General features: G+C 30.2%; 19 protein-coding genes. 8 read left to right on the top strand and 11 right to left on the bottom strand.

All coding sequences use genetic code 11. The annotated features are described in order from the left end of the window. The first annotated feature begins 82 nt into the window (after nt 1–82). Nucleotides 83–1,264, top strand: coding sequence for a class I SAM-dependent RNA methyltransferase (locus N534_RS0111265; RefSeq protein ID WP_028892589.1), 1,182 nt, complete (start codon nt 83–85; stop codon nt 1,262–1,264). 30 nt (nt 1,265–1,294) lie between these two features. On the opposite strand, the gene N534_RS0111260 is transcribed toward N534_RS0111265, so the two are convergent. The 11 genes from N534_RS0111260 to N534_RS0111210 form a co-directional block, all read right to left on the bottom strand. Then, nucleotides 1,295–2,596 (bottom strand): serine hydrolase, encoded by a 1,302-nt coding sequence (locus tag N534_RS0111260; protein ID WP_028892588.1) that lies wholly within the window; start codon nt 2,594–2,596, stop codon nt 1,295–1,297. A 10-nt stretch (nt 2,597–2,606) separates the two neighbouring features. After that, a complete protein-coding gene (locus tag N534_RS14735; protein ID WP_051435911.1) occupies nt 2,607–4,034 on the bottom strand; it encodes a serine hydrolase in 1,428 nt (475 codons plus the stop codon). Between the two features lies 1 nt (nt 4,035). Next, complete coding sequence (locus N534_RS0111250) at nt 4,036–4,470, bottom strand: MarR family winged helix-turn-helix transcriptional regulator (protein WP_028892587.1); 435 nt, start codon at nt 4,468–4,470, stop codon at nt 4,036–4,038. Nucleotides 4,471–4,593: 123 nt separating this feature from the next. Beyond that, on the bottom strand, nt 4,594–5,139 hold the full coding sequence (locus tag N534_RS0111245) for a cupin domain-containing protein (protein ID WP_028892586.1): 546 nt from the start codon (nt 5,137–5,139) through the stop codon (nt 4,594–4,596). Nucleotides 5,140–5,218: 79 nt separating this feature from the next. After that, nucleotides 5,219–6,025, bottom strand: a complete 807-nt coding sequence (locus N534_RS0111240) for an AraC family transcriptional regulator (protein ID WP_028892585.1) — start codon at nt 6,023–6,025, stop codon at nt 5,219–5,221. A 164-nt stretch (nt 6,026–6,189) separates the two neighbouring features. After that, nucleotides 6,190–6,462 carry a DUF4242 domain-containing protein gene (locus N534_RS0111235; protein WP_028892584.1) on the bottom strand — a complete coding sequence of 91 codons (273 nt, stop codon included), beginning with the start codon at nt 6,460–6,462 and terminating at the stop codon, nt 6,190–6,192. 207 nt (nt 6,463–6,669) lie between these two features. Next, nucleotides 6,670–7,440 (bottom strand): pentapeptide repeat-containing protein, encoded by a 771-nt coding sequence (locus N534_RS0111230; protein ID WP_028892583.1) that lies wholly within the window; start codon nt 7,438–7,440, stop codon nt 6,670–6,672. 120 nt (nt 7,441–7,560) lie between these two features. Continuing rightward, nucleotides 7,561–7,833, bottom strand: a complete 273-nt coding sequence (locus N534_RS0111225; RefSeq protein ID WP_028892582.1) for an HU family DNA-binding protein — start codon at nt 7,831–7,833, stop codon at nt 7,561–7,563. A gap of 186 nt (nt 7,834–8,019) precedes the next feature. Next, nucleotides 8,020–8,964: a methionyl-tRNA formyltransferase gene (fmt, locus tag N534_RS0111220; RefSeq protein ID WP_197017716.1), complete on the bottom strand. Its 945-nt coding sequence runs from the start codon at nt 8,962–8,964 to the stop codon at nt 8,020–8,022. Further along, nucleotides 8,965–10,851: an ATP-dependent DNA helicase RecQ gene (locus tag N534_RS0111215; RefSeq protein ID WP_028892580.1), complete on the bottom strand. Its 1,887-nt coding sequence runs from the start codon at nt 10,849–10,851 to the stop codon at nt 8,965–8,967. Then, on the bottom strand, nt 10,844–11,386 hold the full coding sequence (locus tag N534_RS0111210) for an AAA family ATPase (RefSeq protein WP_028892579.1): 543 nt from the start codon (nt 11,384–11,386) through the stop codon (nt 10,844–10,846). Before N534_RS0111210 ends, N534_RS0111215 begins: the two co-directional genes overlap by 8 nt. Before the next feature lie 115 nt (nt 11,387–11,501). Here N534_RS0111210 and N534_RS0111205 point away from each other — a divergent pair, with 115 nt between their 5' ends. The 7 genes from N534_RS0111205 to N534_RS0111175 all read left to right on the top strand — a co-directional run bounded on the left by N534_RS0111205 (nt 11,502) and on the right by N534_RS0111175 (nt 17,616). Beyond that, entirely contained in the window at nt 11,502–11,783 is a 282-nt protein-coding gene (locus N534_RS0111205) for a DUF493 family protein (protein ID WP_028892578.1), read from the top strand. A gap of 9 nt (nt 11,784–11,792) precedes the next feature. Then, a complete protein-coding gene (locus tag N534_RS0111200) occupies nt 11,793–13,382 on the top strand; it encodes a peptidylprolyl isomerase (RefSeq protein ID WP_028892577.1) in 1,590 nt (529 codons plus the stop codon). 6 nt (nt 13,383–13,388) lie between these two features. Next, on the top strand, nt 13,389–14,246 hold the full coding sequence (locus N534_RS0111195) for a hypothetical protein (RefSeq protein WP_028892576.1): 858 nt from the start codon (nt 13,389–13,391) through the stop codon (nt 14,244–14,246). Next, on the top strand, nt 14,209–15,582 hold the full coding sequence (locus N534_RS0111190) for a peptidylprolyl isomerase (RefSeq protein WP_231517322.1): 1,374 nt from the start codon (nt 14,209–14,211) through the stop codon (nt 15,580–15,582). The genes N534_RS0111195 and N534_RS0111190 overlap by 38 nt, the downstream gene beginning before the upstream one ends. A 94-nt stretch (nt 15,583–15,676) precedes the next feature. Beyond that, nucleotides 15,677–16,630 (top strand): MoxR family ATPase, encoded by a 954-nt coding sequence (locus tag N534_RS0111185; protein WP_028892574.1) that lies wholly within the window; start codon nt 15,677–15,679, stop codon nt 16,628–16,630. A 1-nt stretch (nt 16,631) separates the two neighbouring features. Beyond that, the gene (locus N534_RS0111180; protein WP_028892573.1) at nt 16,632–17,078 is read left to right on the top strand and encodes a DUF4440 domain-containing protein; all 447 of its coding nucleotides are present in this window, start codon (nt 16,632–16,634) and stop codon (nt 17,076–17,078) included. Between the two features lie 10 nt (nt 17,079–17,088). After that, nucleotides 17,089–17,616, top strand: a complete 528-nt coding sequence (locus tag N534_RS0111175) for a YgcG family protein (RefSeq protein ID WP_028892572.1) — start codon at nt 17,089–17,091, stop codon at nt 17,614–17,616. Nucleotides 17,617–17,639 lie beyond the last annotated feature (23 nt).

The raw sequence follows: 17,639 nt of genomic DNA, 5'->3' as shown, positions 1-17,639 counted from the left end.
TTACGTTTTTTATATTCAAAGTAGAAAAGATTGATAACAACCCAAAATTAGCTGTACTTTTGCAATGAAATTTTACAGTTACATGGAAAAAGATTTTAAAATGACCGCCATTACCATGGCAGGTTTAGAAGGTGTTTTAGCAGACGAATTACGTCAGTTAGGAGCAATGGAAGTGAAAGAAGGAATAAGAAGCGTTGCTTTTAGAGGAGATAAAGGGTTTATGTATAAAGCCAATATTGCGTTACGTACTGCTATTCGTATTTTAAAACCAATTAAACGCAGTAAAATTTTTGATGAAGAAGATTTATATGAGGCTATTCAACGTGTAAAATGGGAACGTTTTTTAGATGTTGATGGAACCTTTGCTATAGGAGCGGTAGTAAACTCGAATAATTTTACTTCTAACTCACATTACATCAGTTTAAAATCGAAGGATGCCATTGCCGATTATTTTATGCATAAGTATAAAAAGCGTCCGAATGTAGATTTAAAATACCCTGATGTTAAAGTTCATATTCATATTCATAAAGAGTGGTTAACCATTTCGTTAGATTCTTCGGGTGAATCGTTACATAAGCGTGGTTATAGAAGTGCAACAAATATTGCGCCGATTAATGAGGTGTTAGCAGCTGGATTAATTTTGCTTTCAGGATATAAAGGAGAAGAGAATTTTATTGACCCGATGTGTGGATCAGGAACTATTTTAATTGAAGCAGCGATGATTGCGAATCAGATTCCTGCAAATATTAATCGTAAACATTTTGCTTTTGAAAATTGGAAGGATTATGATGAAGATTTATACTTTGTTATTCAAGATTCGTTGTTGAAAAAAATACGAAGTTCACATTTTAAAATAATGGGCTTTGATAAGGCTCCTTCGGCAGTTAGAAAAGCGCAACAAAACATTATAAATGCAAATTTAGATGAGTTTATAGGTGTACACCATGTAAATTTCTTTAACTCTAAAAAAGAGGTTTTTGGTAAAACTACAATTTTGTTCAATCCTCCTTATGGTGAGCGTTTAAATATTGATGTAGAAGAGTTTTATAGAAAAATAGGAGATACCTTAAAGAATAATTACCCGAATTCAACAGCGTGGTTAATTACGTCGGATATTCAAGCTTTAAAGCATGTAGGTTTACGAACCTCGAAAAGAATTCCGCTTAAGAATGCTGATTTAGATTGTCGTTTTGTAAAGTACGAACTCTATGAAGGAAGTAAAAAAGAAAAGAAAAATACGTCATTTAATGACGAAGAAGAATAAGAAAAACTCCGCTGAAAAGCGGAGTTTTTTTTATGAATTAGTTTTCTTTTTAATTTCTGGAACACCAGCTTTTCTAGTTATAATTTGAGTAACTTTTCCTTTTTTGTTCTTAATAAATTCAACAGTTCTGTCATTATTATCAGAACGAAAAAACTTAACCTCCGATTCTGGTAATAATTCGTAATCATTATAGTATAACCTTCCATTCCTTTTTAGAATAGTAATGTTTTCATATTTACCAACATACTCGTTATATATTGTAGTATCTATTTTAACTTGTTGATGTTTGTACGGGAGTTCAACTGGTTTGTCAAAACAAATTGCAGCAAGTGCGTAGGCAATTAAATACGAAGGAGATTGATTGTTAGATAAAACGGTAATAAAAACATCATCATCCGTATATTTATTAAAAGAAGTCATAGCACCATAAAAACCTCCATCATGAGCAATTAATTCACGATTTTGGTTGTAAAAAGGATTAATCATTAAACCAAACCCAAAACTTTGATCATTATACGATGTAAACATCTTCTTTTTAGAGGTTTCGTTTAGTAAAATAGTACTATTAAACAATGCTTTATTCCAGAGATATAAATCTTCTACAGTAGAGTAGATTCCATCATGCCCAATATTGAAATTCCAGTTTATGTATGGGTTTTTTATGAGTTTACCGTTCTTTTTATAATAGCTTTTAGCAGATTTTATAACTATTGAATCATTAGTACTTACACCTGTATTGTACATTTTAGTTTTATCAAACAGATTTGTTTTGAGATATGTTGCATATGATTGATTGGAAACTTTTTCAATAATTCGCGCAAGTAAGTAATAACCAATATTACTATATGATGTGTTAGAACCAGGTTTAAATAAAAGTGGTTTTTGCATAATATAGTTTGCAACAGAATCTTTATTTATAGATGTTTTAGCAAGGTACAACTCGTCATAATCCATTTGAAAACCAGCGTTATGAGTCAACATCATTTTTATCGTAATCTGATTTCCTTTTGGGAAACCTGGATAGTACTTACTAAGTTTATCTTCAAGCGATATTTTTCTTTTTTCTATTAATTGCATAATAGCAACTGCGGTAAATTGTTTTGATACGGAAGCCAAACTAAATTTAGTATCTATTGTATTAGGAGTTTTCCATTCATAATCGGCTAAACCGTATGCTTTTTTAAGTAAAACAGCATCTTTTTTGGTAACTAATACAGTTCCTGAAAAATTATTAATGCTTGCTTGAGCATCCATATAACTTTCTAACGTTGTCTTTTGTTGGGCAAAAGTTACCGTTGTAATTAGTATGAGTAGAATAGTGAAGTATTTCATTTAATTACAATTAAACAGATTTTAGTTTTTTTAGTTTCTCTACTGCATTTGTATTATCAGGATTCAGGTCTAAACTTTTTTGATAATTTTCAATAGCTTTTTTCGTTTGTCCATCTTTCATATATGCTTCTCCTAAAGAATCGTATGCATCATATGATTTAGGAAATGAGAATACTTCAAGAGTAAATAAATCAATAGCTTTTTTATAAAAACCTCTTTTAATCATTTCATAACCTTTAGTATTTAAGTTAATTTCAGACAGCTTAAAGTTTGAGTTTTTAATCGTATTTTTAGCTTGTTCAAGCCCTTTATCTATACAAGTTTTAGTTATTTCTTTAGTAAAAAAGTAATTATCTAGCTTAGGTGTGGTACCTGAAATAGTTTTCTCTATAAAAAAGCGAGCGTCAAAAAAACCTTGATCTAAATCTTTGTTAGTTAAAAGTATAACAGTGTAGTTTTGCTTTTCAAAAATTCGCCATTCAGCACCTGTACCATAATGTCCGCCACTATGTCCGTAAATTCCAGAGCCTTTAGCGCCCGCAAACTGCATTCCATACCCATACCAATCACCTTCTGGTTCTTTTTTCATCATATCGGTATATTTAACATTTAGTAGCTCGTTATTTTTAAATGCAGTAGAGAATTGATATAAATCATCTACGTTAGAGTAACCACCGCCAGCAGGTCCACCTTTTACAGCCCCCATAAAAATGGTTTTCTGTAATTGGTTAGGAAAAATATCTGATAGTGTATAATTTTCAGCTGCGTTTTCAATAGTGAGATCAATATCATAATTGCTAGTATTTTTCATTTTTGCTATTGAAAAAATATGTTCTTCTATATATTTTTCATAAGGCATTTTTGTAACTGCTTCTATAATTCTACCAAGAATAATATAATTGGTGTTTCTATAAGCAAATTGTTCATTTGGTTTAAACTCTAAAGGTTCATTTTCGTATAAGTTTGTAAGGCTTTCTAAAGTTCTGAATTGTTCTTTTGAGGTGTTCAAGAATTTTTCTGAATGAAAATAGTTTGGTAACCCACTTCTATGTTTTAGTAATAGTTCAATAGTTACAGAATCTTTTGCTACTTTATTAGCATAATTAGGAAGGTGCTTTCCAATATTATCTTGTAAGGATAATTTTCCTTTTTGTATTAATTGAAATATAGCAACAGCAGTGAATGATTTTCCAATAGAAGCATAAGAAAACTTAGTTTTAGTATTGTTCTTTACTTTGTGTCCTAAATGAGCATATCCGTATGCTTTTTTTAATAATATGCTGTCATTTTTAGCTATTAGGACAGTACCGCTAAATCCATCTAAAGAATCTAAATAGTTAGCTATTTGTGTTATTTTTTGATCTTTAATAGGTGTAGTTTTTTTCTTTATACAAGAAAAAGTAATTACGAGTACTAGTAGATAGGTTAATTTCTTCATTTTATGAATTACAATTTTTAGTTATTTTTTTTAAGGTTTTATAGAGTTGTTCTAGCTCTTCAACAGAAATGGTATTTAAGGCAGTTTCTCTATTTTTTTGTATTACAGGCTTTAATTTTTTGATGATTTCTTTTCCTTTTTCTGTAATTTCTAACTTAGCTTTTCGTTTGTCTTGATTGTCTGTTGATTTTACTAGATAATCTTTTTTAATCATCAACTTTACAATTCGTGTCATTGAAGCGTAGTCTTTAAAAACCAAATCGGCAATTTCAGTTTGAGATTTATCATTATTTTCAAGTAACAATAAAATTAAGCCCTGATCTACAGTAATATCAGGCACAACTTCTGAGATATTATGTTGACTTAGTTTTCGATATGCTTTTATAGCTTCCTCAATAGAGTATAGTACTGTTGTGGTTGGTGTATTGAAATTCATTTTGCTTGATATATCAAGCAAATATATAATTTTGTTTGATATATCAAATATTTTTTTAAAAAAGAAAAACCTTGCATGTATTTATGTAAGGTTGTAGTAATTAATTTTAGTTGTTGTTATGGATTATACAAATTGAATTCCGTGGTTACCACAAATTTCAGTTACTTTTTTTAAATCAGGAGGACCTGCAGGAAGCTTTGCTAACTCTCTAAACATATGTTCTATACCAGCAGGAAATGCTGAGGTTATCATTTTAGCTTTTTCTGTTCCAACCACCTTCCAAGAATGTGGAATGTTTTTTGGAGCAAAAGCAATATCGCCTTCTTTTAAAATGGTAGTTTTTCCGTCAACCATAATAGCTACTTCACCTTTTATAACTCTAAATATTTCATCTTCTTTGGTATGAATGTGAGGTGGAATTCCAACCCCTGGTTCAACATTATCTACCCATTCTACAATTTGGTTTCCTGTATCACTACCCACCAATTTATGAGTTTGTATGTCGCCAATAACATTTAAAATATCTCCTTCAGAATCTTTAATAATTTTAGAATTAGTATCATTTGAAGAATGTTTTTTTGAAATAGATGTTTGCCCCTGAAGTATTCCCGGAAATAGAGCAAATGCTAACCCTATTCCAGAAGTTTTAATAAAATTCTTTCTGTCCATGATTTAGTTTTTCTGCAATTTAAATCACAAATTGTAGGTTAACAATGTGAAAATCACGGTAATTACTTAGGTTTTACGCTTAGTTAGTTTTTCTTAAGAGAGAGGGACTCGTTCCTGTATGCGTTTTAAAGAAGTAACTAAAATAATCAGGAGAGGAAAAACCTAATTCAAAACTAATTTCTTTTACGGATTTGTTTGAAAATTTTAAAGAATATCTAGACCTCATTAAAAGTTGTTCGATAATAATACTTTTGGGCTTTACACTTAAAACTTCTTGTACACATTCGTTTAAGTACTTTGGAGAAATATTTAAAAGACTAGCATAATCTGTCACTTCATGATGTTGAAAAATGTATTTGTCTACTAGTTTTTTAAAATTGTAAACAATATTAGTTTTAGCGTTGTTATTTGAAGCAATAGATTTGATGTTACATTGTCCGTCACAATACACAAAAAAAGTGTTTAAAAGCGATAAAATAGCGTCGTCTTTGTGGTTAAGGTGTGATCCTAAAAGTTCGTCAATCATTTCTAGGATGGCTTGTATTCTTTTTTCAATACCAGGGCTAAGTTTAAATAGCGGAATTTCACCTGAATTAAATAATCGAACTTTATTAATATGGAGATTGCTCAACATAGGATTGTTTAATATTTCATTTGAAAGAAATAAAACATAACCAGAATTAGTTGTATGATTATTATTAGATATTTTCCATTGGTATTTAGGATCGAGAAAAAAAATTGAATTGGACACATTTTGATATAAAATGTGATTTATTTCAATATTTTTTACTTCTTCTTTAATCCAACAAACAGCAAAATACTCATCGTTATATTTAGCAGTGATTTCATTATTAATTTGTACAATTTTTACAGCGTTTGGTTTCATTTAATAAGAATCTCTAATCGTTATTTAATGTCTATATTGTTGATAACTAATATAGTATATTTTAAAAATTAAACAAAAAGAATGTTTCTTAATAAGAAAAGCCTTATAAATAATAAGGCTTTTGTTAATTGTTTAATTAAAGAAAGTAGAAGAGTTAATTTCAGTTATTCTGCAGTGATAGGATCAATAATCGTTGCAACTTTACTGATTTTTGTTAAAGGAAAACCACCTTTTTCAGCGTGCTCACGGATTTTTGATTCATTAGGAGCATTATAGATACAATATATTTTATTACCTGTAACATAACTATGTACCCATTGAATTTTTGGTCCTAATTCTTCTAAAACATTACAAGAGGTTTGTGAGATTTCTTTTAATTGCTCAGGCGCTAAGCCACCAGCTCCTTCGAGCTCTCGCTCAATAACATACTTTGGCATAATTTAAAGATTTAGTTCCTACTCGTTTGGTTTTTCGGATTTACCCCGTTTTTAAATGGTTTCTGGACTCCATTAGTAGTTTTTTTGAGGGTAAGAAGTTATGTACTAAGTTACTATAATTAGTTATGAAAGGCAACCTAAATTTTTAAAAAGCAAAAACTCGTAATTTTTATTACGAGTTTTGCTTTGAATGAAAGTTTTTTCAAATTATTTTTTTAGTAAGTATTTGTTAAAACTTTTGCCGTTTATTTTAGTGTATTTTGAATCAATATCAAAAGCTACCTCCATACCTGTTATATCAAATTCACCTGATACTTTGGTATATTTTATGTTTAAGTCTTCTTCAAACTTAACGTTTCTAAACGATACACCGTCTTTAAAATCAGTATATTTAAAAATAGCACTTTCGTTAAATACTGAGTTTTCAAAACTTACAAAACGCTTAAAATTAGCGTATTTAAAAGTAGATGGTTCTTCAAATAAGGTATTTTTAAAAGAAATATCTCTGTTAAACTTAGCATATTTAAAAGTAGAATCTCCTTTAAACTTAGAGCCAGAAAAGTCTGTGTTTTTCTCAAAGTCAGAATATTTAAACATTGCTTTTTGTTCAAAGGTGCAGTTTTTGAAAATTACTAAGTCTTCAAAATTAGCAACAAAAGTATATCCACTTTTTTCATCAGGAATATAGGCTAATACATCATCTTCAAAAACACAGTTTATAAATGAAACCTTATTGGAAATTTGTTTTTCAATAGTGTTAGTTCCACCATTGTTCCACCAAGTTTTTCTGGTAGGAAGTTTAGGGAGTGCTTCTTCCATAAAAGTAAAATCTAATGTGCCTTTAATTGTAGCATTTGAAATGGTTACAGCTTTACCATTTTTTACATCTTCAATAATTTCAGATGCATTTATGGTTTTTTGAGCAAAAGTGGTTGAGAAACAAAATAGCAGTACGATAAGAGTGGCTATATTTTTCATTGTATAATAATTTTAAGTTCTATTTTAAAGACAATAGCTGTATGTTTTTTGTGACACTAGAGATAAAAAAAACAGCATTTAGTTGCCTAAATGCTGTTGTGATATGTCTTGAGGAGGATATTAGTTTACAGAGTCACTTAAACCAGCACCAGCTTTAAATTTAACTACGTTTTTAGCAGCAATTTTGATTTCTTTTCCAGTTTGAGGGTTTCTACCAGTTCTAGCAGCTCTCTTAGAAACAGACCAAGTTCCCCATCCAACTAAAGCAACTTTATCACCTTTCTTTAAAGTATTAGTTACGTTAGCAGTTAAAGAATCTAATGCAGCTTTAGCAGCAGCTTTTGAAATTCCTGCATCAGCAGCCATCGCATCGATTAAATCTGATTTGTTCATAATTTTAATAGATTTTAAAAATTAATTAATATTTTTTTGCTTCAATAGCTCAACAAATATAGACGGAATGCGGGATTGTGCAAGATTTGCCCTAAAAAAAACACTCTTTTGTTAATAAGTTATCTTGAATTGTTAATAACCCTAATTGTTTTTTTGTTAAAATCGCTAAACCTTATAAATAAAGGGCTACAGCATTTTAGCTCCTTCTTCAAACTGATAACCATTTAATAAACTCTGAGCGTCCATCAATTTTTTACCTGAAATTTTAATTTGATGGATGTTTAAGTAACCATCTGTAACAGCTACTTTTAACTCTTTTTTTGTTGTAATGATTGTTCCATGTTCAAAAGTATGAGAAGTATTTTCTTTTGATGCACCATAAATTTTGGCAGAAACTTCATCATCACCATTTATAATAGTTGTCCATGCAGCAGGATATGGATTTAATCCGCGGATATGGTTATAAATAGCATTTAAAGGTTTTGTCCAATCAATTTTACAGTTGTCAGGGTATAGTTTCGGAGCCGATTTTTCTTCCAGTTCTGGTTGTTTTGTGGTTACTACATCTCCTTTTGAGATTAAATCGATTGTTTCAGCAACTAAATTGGCACCTAAATACATTAGTTTGTCGTGTAACTCACCTACAATTTCATCTTCTGTAATCTCAACCTCACTTTGTAGGATAATTTCACCAGTATCAATTTTATCATCAATAAAGAAAGTGGTAACTCCAGTTTTTGTTTCGCCATTAATGATTGCCCAGTTAATAGGAGCGGCTCCACGATACTCAGGTAATAACGAAGCATGTAAATTAAAAGTGCCATATTCAGGCATTGCCCAAACCGATTTTGGTAACATTCTAAAAGCTACTACTATTTGTAAGTTGGCGTCCCACTTTTTTAATTCTTCTTGAAACTCTTCACTTTTTAGGTTAGTAGGTTGAAGAATAGGCAAGTTTTGAGACAACGCATATTTTTTTACCGCAGACTGATTTAGCTTACGACCTCTACCAGCAGGTTTGTCTGCCGCAGTAATAACTCCCACAACATTATAATCATTTTCTACTAAGTGTTGTAAAATAGTAGCAGCAAAATCTGGAGTTCCCATAAAAACAATACGTAAATCTCTCATTTATATCAAATAGTATTTATTGTTATTTGTGTGTATTTTTTCTTCAGCAAGTAGCTCTCGCAAAAGTATTAAAATGTTCGCTTCTTTTTCGTTTAGAATTGAGCAGATTTCAATAACTGTAAAGCTTTTTCCATCTTTGAATAGAGATAATAGATCTTGCTGATTTACATTAATTCTTATTTTCTTTTGTAAACAAACATCACAGATTCCACAGTTTTGAGCATCATGTTCATTAAAATAGGAAAGAAGCTGTATGCTTCTGCAAACTGCGTCGTTTTCAATAAATTGAAGTAAATCAGTGTTTTTTTGTTCTTTTTGTTTAATGTATTGCTTAATGTTTACTGAAATTCGGTTAATCGTTTTATCATCTTCTCTAGGATGCAAAAAGAACAATTCAGCATTGTTGGTTGATTTTGTATAGGTAATTAGTTCTTCTTGAGCCAGTTTTTCTAACATACTAATAACAGACCAAGAGGTTGAGCCTAGTTTTTTAGCGATATAGAATTCATCAATTTTTACAGGGTTTTCAAATATCCCTCCATACATGCGTAAAACTTGCTGAATAAAATTTTTAAGCTGTATGTTTTGATGTGTTTGAGAAATGATTTGTTTACTCGAAGCTAAAAACTGAACAGTAGACTTTTGCTGGAAATTATGATTGAGCTCTATAATTCCATTATTAGTTAGTATTTGAAGTGCGTTAAAGGTTTTGTTAGGAACAAAACTGTATTTACTACAAAAATCTAAAAAATTAAAGTCAAAAGCCGATTCAATGAATTCTCCTTTGGCAATTTGAAAATGCTGATATAATTTTTGATGAACAATTTTTATTTCGTCAACAGTAGGTAATGATTTTTTAAGGAGTTCGCTGCTTAGCGTAATATCGCTATTGTTAGTTAATACTACAGAAAAAGATTTATTACCATCACGACCGCCACGACCAGCCTCTTGTATATAATTCTCGATAGAAGAGGGTAAATTGATATGTACTACTACTCGAACATTGGGTTTGTCAATTCCCATTCCAAAAGCATTGGTAGCAACAATTATGGGTGTTTTTTCTTGCATCCAATTATCAAAAGCAAGCTTTTTTTCTACGGATGATAATCCACCATGGTAAAAGGAACTTTTAAAACCTTGTGCATTAAGATAGCTACTAATTTCTTTTGTCTTATTACGTGTATTTACATATATAATTGCAGGAGCTTTCGTTTTGGTAAAGATCTGGTTCAGCTTACTAAGTTTATCTTCCGTTTTAAAAATTTGATATGCTAAATTTTTACGAAAAAACGACTGCTTAAAAACAGTTGGGCTTTCTAATTCTAATGATTCAGTAATATCTGTAATTACTTTTTGCGTAGCTGTGGCAGTCAAAGCAATTATAGGAGATGAGGGTTGAAGTTCCTTCAAAATTGTAATATTCTGATATGAAGGGCGAAAGTCATGTCCCCATTCAGAAATACAATGCGCTTCATCTATAGCAATTAAATTGACTTGCAGTTGCTTAATTTTCTCTTGGATAAAGCGAGATTGTAATCGTTCAGGAGAAAGGTATAAAAATTTAGTTTTCCCAAAACGGATGTTATCAAAAAGCGTAATAATTTCGTCTTGTGTGCTTCCTGAAGGGATTAAAGTAGCTTTAATTCCTTTTGATTCGAGGTTTGTAACTTGATCTTGCATGAGTGCTATTAAAGGAGAAATAACAATACAAACTCCTTCTTTAACCAATGCAGGTACTTGAAAACAAATAGATTTACCTCCACCAGTAGGAAGTAAAGCAACGATATTGTTACCAGCTAAAACTTCAGTAATTATTTTTTGTTGAGGCTCTCTAAAAGAGTTAAAACCCCAGTAGTGTTTTAGTATTTGAAGAGCTGTATCATACATCGTGCTTTAACGCATGTAAAATAAAATCGCAACGCTCTTGTACTGTTCCAAAAGGAACATCAATAATATTATAGCCTATTTCTTCGTAAGCTTCTTTTAAAAAGACATCAATCTTCACCGATTGCTCAAAAGTTTCGTAACGTTCGTTATCGGATTTATAAATGTCTTCCCAAGGAGCACACATAAACACTTTAGAGTAGAGGTATTTATTACTTTTTTCTATGAAAATATCAGGGAAATCAGATCCTAAATAATTCATATAGGCATGTACATCAGGAATTCCTCTATCGAAAAAGATAATTTCAGCATCGCTTTGGTGTGCATCAATGTACTGTTGTTCTCGACCTTCTAATAAAAGTTGACTAAATAGTAAAGGTTGCTCTAAAAAAAGTTGGTCAATCCCATCTTTTTGAGCTTTTAGCGTAACCTCTCTTGAAATCTCTTGCATACATTCATATCCACGATTAATAAATTCTCTTAAAATTGAGGATTTACCCGTGCCAGGACCACCTATTAAAACTATTTTTTGTTGCATGAGGCAAAAATAAAAGTTTCAAGTTATAAATATAATAAATAGTGTAATTTTGTGCTTCATCATTATAAATTCTATATTTTTTGATGATTTTTAATAAAACAGTAATTATTGAGTTATGCAAGATAGAGAGGCTTTTTACGCAAAATTAAAATCACAGTTAGAAGACACTACAACTTTTCCGGCTAAATACTTATACAAGTTTATAGTTCCTACAGATGGTAATCAAGTGCAAGAAGTGCAAGATTTATTTAATGAAGGTGGAGCTGTTATTGACACTAAAAAATCTAAAACAGGTAAATATGTTAGTGTTTCAATACATTTAACGGTTAAAAGTTCTGATGAAGTTATTTCTTATTATAAAAAAGCAGAGGTTATAAAAGGCATTATTTCTTTGTAAATTTATAGCATGAAAAAACTACTTTTCATACTAGCTGTTTTTTGTACGATTCTTTCAACTTTTTCACAAAGAGATCAGGAATTGTTTCGGATTAATGATACTCCAGTATTAGTTTCGGAGTTTAAGCAAGTGTATGAAAAGAATTTGTCTTTGGTAGAAGATGAAAAAGGAAATGATTTAGATGATTATTTAGAGCTGTTCATCAATTATAAACTAAAAGTAAAAGAGGCTTATAGTTTACAGTTAGATACTGTAAAAGGGTATCAAGAAGAGCTGGAAATGTATAAAAACCAACTCATCATTCCATACTTATACGATAAAGAGACACTTGATGAATTGGTAAAGGAAGCCTATAACCGTACCAAGACAGAAATTAAAGCGAGTCATATTTTGGTAAAATACCCTAGTGATGGAATAGCTGTTGATACCTCGTTTTTAAAAAGTAAAATTGACAGATACAGAAGTAGGATATTACAAGGGGAAGATTTTGCTAAAGTTGCAAGAGAAGTTTCTGAGGATCCGTCTGCTAAAGTAAATGGGGGGAATTTAGGGTACTTTTCTGCTTTTCAAGTGATATATCCTTTTGAAAATGTAGCGTATAATACAAGAGTAGGAGAAATTTCTGAGCCTTTTCAAACCAAATTCGGACTCCACATCATAAAAGTAACAGGAAGTAGATTATCTAAAGGGGAGTTTGAAGTAGCACATATTTTGGTGGTAAATTCAGTGAAAGGGAAGTCTAAAATTGAAGATATTTATCAACTTTTAAAATCTGGAGCTTCTTTTGAAAAATTAGCAAAAGAATATTCAGATGATATAGGTTCTGCAAATAAAGGAGGAAAGCTACCAAAATTTAGAACTGGAAAAATGGTGGAGAGTTTTGAAAATGAGGTGTTAAAGCTTGAAAAAATAGGAGATTACAGTAAGCCTTTTAAAACAAAGTATGGTTGGCACATAGTAAAGCTGTTAAAAAATTACCCAGTAACTTCTTTTGAAGAAATGAAAGAGGAGCTAACAACAAGAATAAAAAACTCAAGTAGGGTTAAAGCTTTAAGAAATGGAGGTTTAGAAAAGGTAAAAAAGAATTATAAAATAAAAGAGTACCCTGAAGCAATCAAAATCTTTAAAGGTTCTATAAAGAATAAAAAGTTAGAAGATACCGTACTTTCTATTAATAAAAAAGAATGGTTGCAAAAAGATTTATTTATGTTTGCGACCTCTAAAAATCAGCAAGTAGATCAAAAATTATTTAAAGAGTTTGTAAATACAAAAGTGATAAATTACTTCAAAGAAGATCTAGGAAATAAGGATTCTGAGTATAAAAACATTCTACAAGAATATAAAGAAGGGTTGCTATTGTTTGATTTAATGGAAGATAAAATTTGGCACAAAGCATCAATTGATGAGGTTGGACTGAATAAATTCTATTTATCTCATAAAAATAAATATGGCAAAGAACTTGATGAAATTAGAGGTCAGGTGATAAGCGATTATCAAGATGAGTTGGAAAAAGAATGGATTAAAGATTTAAGAAAAAAGAACACTATTAAAGTAAAAGAAAAGGTTTTAAGAAAATTAAAGAAAACATATAACCAATAGTATAAAGTGAAGAAATATATTTTTCTAATAATATTAATTAGTATAGTTTCATGTGACCTTGTTAGTTTAAAGAAAGAAAAAACAAGAGAAGATAAACCTATAGCCACAGTTTATAACAAGCATTTATATAAAAAGGATATTAAAGGGCTATTACCTAAAAACCTTTCTAAAAAAGATAGTTTAGTACTTGTTAAAGGAATTATCAATTCATGGGCTAAACAAGAATTGTTATATATAAAAGCTGAAGAAAATATATCAGAAGTAAATAGTGAACAGATTGAAGGCTTAGTAAACGATTATAAAAAAAGTTTATACATAAATGGTTACAAAGAACGATTAATAAAACAGCAATTAGACACCGTTGTAGGTGAAGAAGAAATAGCGTTATATTATGAAGAGAACAAAGAAAACTTCAAAACAAATGAAGAGTTATTACAGTTTGAGTATGTAAACTTTGGTAAAAAGTTTTTAGATAAAAAGGAAACCATAGCACAGTTTAAATCAGAAAAAGAAGAAGATAAAGTAGATTTAGAAAGACATTTGTTAAACTTCAAATCATACCGTTTACAAGATTCAACTTGGGTAACTTTTGATTATTTAAAGAAAAAAATACCTCCTTTTCGTAATGAATCAAAGGAAAACTTGTTAAAAATATCAAAATTCATACAAAAAGAAGATACTTTAGGAGTATATTTGGTCGCTGTAAAAAATATTTTGCCTAAGAACGCAACAGCTCCTTTAAGCTATGTTAGTCCTAGAATTAAGCAAATTATTTTACATAAAAGAAAATTAGAATTAATACGAGATATTGAAAAAACACTAATAAATGATGCAATCCAAAACAAAAATTTTAAAGAATACTAGTATAGCATTTGCCTTGTTTTTAGCAGGTTTAACAACCTTAAACGCACAAGAAAAAATAGACGGAGTAGCCGTTGTGGTAGGTGAAAACATTGTTTTAGATTCTGATATTGATAAATTTAAGCAAGAAGTAGAGTTAAGAAGTGAAGGGAAAGTGAAGATTTCTAACTGCGAAATGCTTGAAGAATTAATGCAACAAAAATTGTTAGCACACCATGCTGTAATTGATAGTGTAGTAGTGTCTCAAGCTGAAATAGATGGAAGAGTAGATAGAAGTATTGCTTTTTTTACGCAAGAATATGGAAGTGAAGAAAAAGTAGTTGAAGCGTATGGTTTTAACGATATCGAAGATTTAAAGAAAGAATTAGCTAGAGTTCAAAAAGAAAACTTGTTAATAGAAAAAGAGCAACAAAAAATTACAGAGGACGTTGATGTTACTCCAGAAGAAATTAGATTATATTTTAAAGGTTTAGAGGAGAAAGGAGAACTTCCTGAAATTCCGGCTGAAGTAGTATTAAATCAATTAATATTAAAAGCAGAACCTACTCAAGAAGAAGTAGATCGTGTTGTAAACAAACTTAAAGAAATTAAAAAAGAGATTGAAAACGGAGCAAGTTTTAAGTTAAAAGCGATTATTAACTCTGAAGACCCAGGAGTGGCTCAAAATGGAGGGAAATATGTGATTACAAAAGACAGTCCGTTCATTAAAGAGTTTAAAGAAACTGCTTTTTCGTTAGATGTAAATCAAATTTCTGAGCCTATTAAATCAGCATTTGGATATCATATTATTCAATTACATAAAGTTAAAGGTAATCAACGAGAAGTATCTCATATTTTAATGCAGCCTCAAATTTCTGATGAAAAATTACAGGAAACTAAAGAAGAAATAGAAAAAATTGTAGCAGAGATAAAAGAAGGTAAAATTACATTTGAAGAGGCTGTAGCAAAGTATTCGGAAGATGAAGAAACTAAAAATAGTGGAGGTTTAATTATGAACCCATATACACAAGAACCTTCTTTTGAGTTAACAAGAATGCCTCCAGAGTTATATCCAAGAATTAGTGAATTAAACAAAGGAGATTTATCGGATATTTTTTACGATGAAACACGTGAAGGAGAAAAAATGTATGGAGTAATCTTAATGACAGACAAAACAGATAATCATACAGCTGATTTAGTTAAAGATTATGTAAGAATGCAACAATTTGCTTTAGCTAAAAAGAAAGAAGAAGAGATTGCTAAATGGACAAAGCAAAAAATACAAGAAACGTATTTGAAGTTAGGAAACGATTACAAAGATTGTACTTTCAAAAAAGATTGGAAGAAAGAAAATAAATAAGAAGTAATAAATTTAGTATATTGTCATTCCCGCGAAAGCGGGAATTTCATTTTATAAAAACTTGTAATAAATCTAGAATAAAGAAAATTAGTTTATGTCTGATGTAACTGCAGTAAACACATTGGTACAAAAGTACAGCCAACTACAACAAGAAATAGGTAAGGTTATAATAGGGCAACAAGAAGCTGTAAATTATACATTACTATCAATTTTTTGTGGAGGACATTCGTTATTAATAGGAGTACCTGGGTTGGCAAAAACTTTGTTAGTAAATACAATTTCAAACGCCTTAGGATTAAATTTTAGTAGAATTCAGTTTACACCTGATTTAATGCCTTCTGATATTTTAGGAAGTGAAATTTTAGATGAAACACGTCATTTTAAATTTATAAAAGGGCCAATTTTTTCAAACATCATTTTAGCCGATGAGATAAACCGTACACCTCCTAAAACACAAGCCGCATTATTAGAGGCTATGCAAGAAAAATCGGTAACTATTGCAGGACATCACTATAAGTTAGAATTGCCATTTTTTGTGTTAGCTACGCAAAACCCAATTGAGCAAGAAGGAACGTATCCACTACCAGAAGCACAATTAGACCGTTTTATGTTTTCAATTAACTTGGAATATCCAAGTTTTGAAGAAGAAGTACAAGTCGTAAAAAATACTACCTCAATAGCTGAAGAAAAAGTGAATGCAATTTTTTCTTCAGAAGAAATTATAGCAATTCAAAAATTGATTCGTAAAATTCCTGTAGCAGATAATGTAATTGAATATGCGGTAAATTTAGTTGGGAAAACACGTCCTAATTCAGATAAAGCAATCGAGTTAATCAAAAAATATATAGACTGGGGAGCAGGTCCTAGAGCCTCTCAAAACTTAATTTTAGCAGCTAAAGCACATGCAGCAGTACATGGAAAGTATTCTCCAGATATAGAAGATGTGCAAGCGGTAGCCATTCCTATTTTATCACACAGAATTGTAAAGAACTACAAAGCAGAAGCTGAAGGGATTACTATAAAAGAAATTATAAATTCATTATTTTAAGATGAAGAAGTTATTAACTGTCATTTTTTTATTGGCACTATTTGTTGCGTGTAAAGAAGAAGCAACTCAAACTGTTTCAGAAGAAACAGAAAAGCAAGAGATTCTATCAGTAATGAAAGCACAAGAAAAAGCTTGGTCTAATCACGATTTAGAAGGCTTTATGCAAGGATATTGGAAAAGTGATTCATTAAAGTTTTATGGACGTAACGGAATAACTTTTGGTTGGCAAAAAACCTTAGATAATTATAAAAAAGGATACCCAACAAAAGAGCACTCTGGTGAATTAAAGTTTAAGATTAATGATATTTCGAAAATTACTAATGGAGCTTATTCGGTTATGGGTGAATATCATTTAAAAAGAACTGTAGGTGATGCTGATGGCGTTTTTATGATCATCTTTAAGAAGATACAAGGCGAATGGAAAATCATCGCTGATACCTCTTGTTAAATTAAGAGAAATGAAAAAAGAAAAAGTTATAATAATACTACTTCTAATAATAACAGTATTCTCATGTAAAAGTAGAGAGAATGAGAAGGAAGTTGTTTTTTTTAATAAGTCAAAAGAAGTTGTTCAGAGTAAGTTTCCCTTCCCGATAGGTTATGTAAATGATTATGAAGATGTGTTTGCAAAAGAGGAAGAAGAGAAGTTAGAAAAACTAATTGATGATTATGAAAAAGAATCAACAAATGTTATAGCAGTTGTTACTATAAGTAGTTATGATCCTTATAAAAATATTGAAGACTACTCTTTAGCTTTAGCTAATGATTGGGGAGTAGGTAGAAAAGATAAGAATAATGGTTTAACAATTGTTATTAATAAATTAAAAAGAGAAATACGAATATCTACGGGGTTAGGAACAGAAAAAACACTTACAGATGAAATCTGTAAAAAAGTAATTGATAGTATAATAATTCCAGAGTTTAAGAATGAGAATTACTACGAAGGGGTTGAGAAAGGAATTCGTAGTTTAATTAAGCAGTGGTAAAAATATATCTTAAACAAAAAAGA

The organism is Tenacibaculum sp. 47A_GOM-205m, assembly GCF_000518405.1.
Classification (GTDB): Bacteria; Bacteroidota; Bacteroidia; order Flavobacteriales; family Flavobacteriaceae; genus Polaribacter; species Polaribacter lutimaris.
This window is presented reverse-complemented; position numbering and strand designations above follow the sequence as displayed.

Coding starts and splice junctions, on each gene's coding strand:
- N534_RS0111265 (WP_028892589.1), top strand. CDS start 83: ATGGAAAAAGATTTTAAAATGACCGCCATTACCATGGCAGGTTTAGAA.
- N534_RS0111260 (WP_028892588.1), bottom strand. CDS start 2,596: ATGAAATACTTCACTATTCTACTCATACTAATTACAACGGTAACTTTT.
- N534_RS14735 (WP_051435911.1), bottom strand. CDS start 4,034: ATGAAGAAATTAACCTATCTACTAGTACTCGTAATTACTTTTTCTTGT.
- N534_RS0111250 (WP_028892587.1), bottom strand. CDS start 4,470: ATGAATTTCAATACACCAACCACAACAGTACTATACTCTATTGAGGAA.
- N534_RS0111245 (WP_028892586.1), bottom strand. CDS start 5,139: ATGGACAGAAAGAATTTTATTAAAACTTCTGGAATAGGGTTAGCATTT.
- N534_RS0111240 (WP_028892585.1), bottom strand. CDS start 6,025: ATGAAACCAAACGCTGTAAAAATTGTACAAATTAATAATGAAATCACT.
- N534_RS0111235 (WP_028892584.1), bottom strand. CDS start 6,462: ATGCCAAAGTATGTTATTGAGCGAGAGCTCGAAGGAGCTGGTGGCTTA.
- N534_RS0111230 (WP_028892583.1), bottom strand. CDS start 7,440: ATGAAAAATATAGCCACTCTTATCGTACTGCTATTTTGTTTCTCAACC.
- N534_RS0111225 (WP_028892582.1), bottom strand. CDS start 7,833: ATGAACAAATCAGATTTAATCGATGCGATGGCTGCTGATGCAGGAATT.
- fmt (WP_197017716.1), bottom strand. CDS start 8,964: ATGAGAGATTTACGTATTGTTTTTATGGGAACTCCAGATTTTGCTGCT.
- N534_RS0111215 (WP_028892580.1), bottom strand. CDS start 10,851: ATGTATGATACAGCTCTTCAAATACTAAAACACTACTGGGGTTTTAAC.
- N534_RS0111210 (WP_028892579.1), bottom strand. CDS start 11,386: ATGCAACAAAAAATAGTTTTAATAGGTGGTCCTGGCACGGGTAAATCC.
- N534_RS0111205 (WP_028892578.1), top strand. CDS start 11,502: ATGCAAGATAGAGAGGCTTTTTACGCAAAATTAAAATCACAGTTAGAA.
- N534_RS0111200 (WP_028892577.1), top strand. CDS start 11,793: ATGAAAAAACTACTTTTCATACTAGCTGTTTTTTGTACGATTCTTTCA.
- N534_RS0111190 (WP_231517322.1), top strand. CDS start 14,209: ATGATGCAATCCAAAACAAAAATTTTAAAGAATACTAGTATAGCATTT.
- N534_RS0111185 (WP_028892574.1), top strand. CDS start 15,677: ATGTCTGATGTAACTGCAGTAAACACATTGGTACAAAAGTACAGCCAA.
- N534_RS0111180 (WP_028892573.1), top strand. CDS start 16,632: ATGAAGAAGTTATTAACTGTCATTTTTTTATTGGCACTATTTGTTGCG.
- N534_RS0111175 (WP_028892572.1), top strand. CDS start 17,089: ATGAAAAAAGAAAAAGTTATAATAATACTACTTCTAATAATAACAGTA.